Source organism: Actinocatenispora rupis, assembly GCF_016861975.1.
GTDB classification, from domain to species: Bacteria; Actinomycetota; Actinomycetes; order Mycobacteriales; family Micromonosporaceae; genus Actinocatenispora; species Actinocatenispora rupis.
This window is the reverse complement of the sequence record NZ_BOMB01000062.1, coordinates 1-5,373: the sequence shown is the minus strand read 5'-3', so window position 1 is coordinate 5,373 and position 5,373 is coordinate 1. Positions and strand designations below refer to the sequence as shown.

Sequence of the window (5,373 nt, the reverse complement as noted above, 5' to 3'; positions counted from 1 at the left end):
TTCATGTTAAGTCCGGCGGTGTCCTACTCTCCCACACCCTCCCGAGTGCAGTACCATCGGCGCTGAGAGGCTTAGCTACCGGGTTCGGAATGGGACCGGGCGTTTCCCCCTCGCTAAAACCACCGAAACATCTCACAAACCAGACGCCCACACCCCAACCCCGGGTGTGCTGCGCGTGGTTCCAGAACCACACAGTGGACGCAAACGTAATTGTGGTCAAGCCCTCGGCCTATTAGTACCGGTCAGCTCAACACATTACTGTGCTTACACCTCCGGCCTATCAACCCAGTCATCTCCTGGGGGCCTTACCCCACAAAGGGGTGGCAGACCTCATCTCGAAGCAGGCTTCCCGCTTAGATGCTTTCAGCGGTTATCCCTTCCGAACGTAGCCAACCAGCCGTGCCCATGGCAAGACAACTGGCACACCAGAGGTTCGTCCGTCCCGGTCCTCTCGTACTAGGGACAGCCCTTCTCAAGTCTCCAACGCGCGCGGCGGATAGGGACCGAACTGTCTCACGACGTTCTAAACCCAGCTCGCGTACCGCTTTAATGGGCGAACAGCCCAACCCTTGGGACCTACTCCAGCCCCAGGATGCGACGAGCCGACATCGAGGTGCCAAACCATCCCGTCGATATGGACTCTTGGGGAAGATCAGCCTGTTATCCCCGGGGTACCTTTTATCCGTTGAGCGACACCGCTTCCACACGCAAGTGCCGGATCACTAGTCCCGACTTTCGTCCCTGCTCGACCCGTCAGTCTCACAGTCAAGCTCCCTTGTGCACTTACACTCACCACCTGATTGCCAACCAGGCTGAGGGAACCTTTGGGCGCCTCCGTTACTCTTTAGGAGGCAACCGCCCCAGTTAAACTACCCACCAGGCACTGTCCCTGAACCAGATCATGGCCCGAGGTTAGACACCCAGTACGACCAGAGTGGTATTTCAAGATTGCCTCCACCCCCACTAGCGTGAAGGTTTCACAGGCTCCCACCTATCCTACACAAGCCGAACCGAGCGCCAATACCAAGCTATAGTAAAGGTCCCGGGGTCTTTCCGTCCTGCCGCGCGTAACGAGCATCTTTACTCGTAATGCAATTTCGCCGGGCCTGTGGTTGAGACAGCGGGAAAGTCGTTACGCCATTCGTGCAGGTCGGAACTTACCCGACAAGGAATTTCGCTACCTTAGGATGGTTATAGTTACCACCGCCGTTTACTGGCGCTTAAGTTCTCCGCTTCGCCCCCGAAAGAGCTAACAGGTCCCCTTAACGTTCCAGCACCGGGCAGGCGTCAGTCCGTATACATCGTCTTACAACTTCGCACGGACCTGTGTTTTTAGTAAACAGTCGCTTTCCCCTGGTCTCTGCGGCCATACCACGCTCCCCCAGCAAGTGGGATCACGCGTCCGGCCCCCCTTCTCCCAAAGTTACGGGGGCAATTTGCCGAGTTCCTTAACCACAGTTCACCCGATCGCCTCGGTATTCTCTACCTGTCCACCTGTGTCGGTTTGGGGTACGGGCCGCTCGAAGCTCGCTAGAGGCTTTTCTCGGTAGCATGGGATCACTGACTTCACCAAAATCGGCTCGGCATCACGTCTCAGGCTCATGCGGTGCGGATTTACCTACACCACGCCCTACACGCTTACCCCGGCACAACCACCGGCCGGGCTCAGCTACCCTCCTACGTCACCCCATCGCTTGACTACTCCCCACCAGGATCCCCGATCCGCCACCATCAACCCGAAGGTCTCCAGCAACATCAAGGGTTAGCACAATGAGTTTCATCAGGGACGCTTCTTCGCGGGTACGGGAATATCAACCCGTTGTCCATCGACTACGCCTCTCGGCCTCGCCTTAGGTCCCGACTTACCCAGGGCAGAAAAGCTTGACCCTGGAACCCTTGGACATCCGGCGGCAGGGTTTCTCACCCTGCTTTCGCTACTCATGCCTGCATTCTCACTCGCACCACGTCCACAACTCGGTCACCCGGCTGCTTCACCCGTGGCACGACGCTCCCCTACCCATCCACACACCTAGACAACAACCCGAAGGCCGTCGCCAAGCTAACGTGTGAATGCCACAGCTTCGGCGGTGTGCTTGAGCCCCGCTACATTGTCGGCGCGGGATCACTTGACCAGTGAGCTATTACGCACTCTTTCAAGGGTGGCTGCTTCTAAGCCAACCTCCTGGTTGTCTCGGCAACCCCACATCCTTTTCCACTTAGCACACGCTTAGGGGCCTTAGCTGGTGATCTGGGCTGTTTCCCTCTCGACTATGAAGCTTATCCCCCACAGTCTCACTGCCGCGCTCTCACTTACCGGCATTCGGAGTTTGGCTGACTTCAGTAAGCTGGTAAGCCCCCTAGGCCATCCAGTGCTCTACCTCCGGCAAGAAACACGCGACGCTGCACCTAAATGCATTTCGGGGAGAACCAGCTATCACGGAGTTTGATTGGCCTTTCACCCCTACCCACAGGTCATCCCCCAGGTTTTCAACCCTGGTGGGTTCGGCCCTCCACACGGTCTTACCCGCGCTTCAGCCTGCCCATGGGTAGATCACTCCGCTTCGGGTCTAGGACACGCGACTCAACGCCCTTATCGGACTCGCTTTCGCTACGGCTCCCCCACACAGGTTAACCTCGCCACGCACCACTAACTCGCAGGCTCATTCTTCAAAAGGCACGCCGTCACCATGTCCGAAAACACAGCTCCGACGGATTGTAGGCACACGGTTTCAGGTACTATTTCACTCCCCTCCCGGGGTGCTTTTCACCTTTCCCTCACGGTACTAGTCCGCTATCGGTCACCAGGGAGTATTTAGCCTTACCAGGTGGTCCTGGCAGATTCACGGCGGCTTACACGGGACCGCCGCTACTCGGGAACTCGCATAGACAGGCTGTGCACTTTCGCCTACAGGACTATCACCCTCTACGGCAGGCCTTTCCAGACCTTTCGGCTAGCACACAACTTTCTCACTGCCCGACCCCCCAGCGGAGGAGTCACAGCAAGCCCCACAACCCCGAACACACAACGCCCGCCGGCTATCACATGCGCTCGGTTTAGGCTCTTCCGCTTTCGCTCGCCACTACTCACGGAATCACGGTTGTTTTCTCTTCCTACGGGTACTGAGATGTTTCACTTCCCCGCGTTACCTCCACACGCCCTATATATTCAGGCGCGGGTAACACCACATGACTGGTGCTGGGTTTCCCCATTCGGAAATCCTGGGATCACAGCTCGGTTGACAACTCCCCCAGGCATATCGCAGCCTCCCACGTCCTTCATCGGCTCCTGGTGCCAAGGCATCCACCATGTGCCCTTAATTACTTGACCACAAAGATGCTCGCGTCCACTGTGTAGTTCTCAAACAACGCGCAGAACCCCACACACCAACCGCCAACACCAGACCCCCAACCAACCACACAATGACTGGTCAAGACGGTATGTTGGCCGCGCAGGGCCGCCATCCCGAAGCAACAAACACAAGTGCCTGTTTCTTCAGGACCCAACAGGGTGTCTACCAGACCAGCCGCACCCAGCCCACTTTCCTGAACCCCACCAAGGAGGCAGTACTCACAGACCACGCCGTTGCCGATCCAGAACTAGCCAGCACTCCACCACTGAGCAACCAGCGAAAGACACTCGCTTCCGCCTGGCCCTGGACAAGGTTTCCCTCGCCAAGATGCTCCTTAGAAAGGAGGTGATCCAGCCGCACCTTCCGGTACGGCTACCTTGTTACGACTTCGTCCCAATCGCCAGTCCCACCTTCGACCACTCCCTCCCAAAGGGTTAGGCCATGGGCTTCGGGTGTTACCGACTTTCGTGACGTGACGGGCGGTGTGTACAAGGCCCGGGAACGTATTCACCGCAGCGTTGCTGATCTGCGATTACTAGCGACTCCGACTTCACGGGGTCGAGTTGCAGACCCCGATCCGAACTGAGACCGGCTTTTAGGGATTCGCTCCACCTTGCGGTATCGCAGCCCTCTGTACCGGCCATTGTAGCATGCGTGAAGCCCTGGACATAAGGGGCATGATGACTTGACGTCATCCCCACCTTCCTCCGAGTTGACCCCGGCAGTCTCCGATGAGTCCCCGGCATAACCCGCTGGTAACATCGGACAAGGGTTGCGCTCGTTGCGGGACTTAACCCAACATCTCACGACACGAGCTGACGACAGCCATGCACCACCTGTCACCGGCCCCGAAGGACCCCACATCTCTGTGAGATTTCCGGCGATGTCAAACCCAGGTAAGGTTCTTCGCGTTGCATCGAATTAATCCGCATGCTCCGCCGCTTGTGCGGGCCCCCGTCAATTCCTTTGAGTTTTAGCCTTGCGGCCGTACTCCCCAGGCGGGGCGCTTAATGCGTTAGCTACGGCACGGAAACCGTGGAGTGGTTCCCACACCTAGCGCCCAACGTTTACGGCGTGGACTACCAGGGTATCTAATCCTGTTCGCTCCCCACGCTTTCGCTCCTCAGCGTCAGAACAGGTCCAGAGAGCCGCCTTCGCCACCGGTGTTCCTCCTGATATCTGCGCATTTCACCGCTACACCAGGAATTCCACTCTCCCCTACCTGCCTCTAGCCCGCCCGTATCGGCTGCAAGCCCACAGTTAAGCTGCGGGTTTTCACAACCGACGCGACGAGCCACCTACGAGCTCTTTACGCCCAATAAATCCGGACAACGCTCGCCCCCTACGTCTTACCGCGGCTGCTGGCACGTAGTTAGCCGGAGCTTCTTCTGCAGGTACCGTCACTTTCGCTTCGTCCCTGCTGAAAGAGGTTTACAACCCGAAGGCCGTCATCCCCCACGCGGCGTCGCTGCGTCAGGCTTCCGCCCATTGCGCAATATTCCCCACTGCTGCCTCCCGTAGGAGTCTGGGCCGTGTCTCAGTCCCAGTGTGGCCGGTCGCCCTCTCAGGCCGGCTACCCGTCGTCGCCTTGGTAGGCCATCACCCCACCAACAAGCTGATAGGCCGCGAGCCCATCTCCAGCCGGTAAATCCCTTTCCACACCATCCCATGCGAGACGCTGTGAATACCCGGTATTAGCCCCGGTTTCCCGGGGTTATCCCAAAGCTGAAGGCAGGTTACTCACGTGTTACTCACCCGTTCGCCGCTCGAGTACCCCCGAAAGGGCCTTTCCGCTCGACTTGCATGTGTTAAGCACGCCGCCAGCGTTCGTCCTGAGCCAGGATCAAACTCTCCACCAAAAACCTGATGGAAAACCATCCCAGCAAAAACACCATCCCCAACGGGACCGTGTATTGCATCAAAGGAACCCCACCACAACCCTCACAGGCCATGGCACGGGGCAAAACTAATGCACTGGCTTTTAAACACCCTGTTGAGTTCTCAAGAAACAAACACACACCTT

Annotated in this window: 3 rRNA genes; all 3 read right to left on the bottom strand. The window is 57.9% G+C overall.

What is annotated here, in order from left to right:
• Nucleotides 1-10: 10 nt before the first annotated feature.
• Nucleotides 11-127 (bottom strand): 5S ribosomal RNA (gene rrf, locus Aru02nite_RS36245).
• A gap of 85 nt (nucleotides 128-212) precedes the next feature.
• Nucleotides 213-3,328: ribosomal RNA gene (locus Aru02nite_RS36240) — 23S ribosomal RNA — on the bottom strand.
• A gap of 360 nt (nucleotides 3,329-3,688) precedes the next feature.
• Nucleotides 3,689-5,209, bottom strand: a 16S ribosomal RNA gene (locus tag Aru02nite_RS36235).
• The 16S, 23S and 5S rRNA genes sit together here, the layout of an rRNA operon.
• Nucleotides 5,210-5,373: the final 164 nt, after the last annotated feature.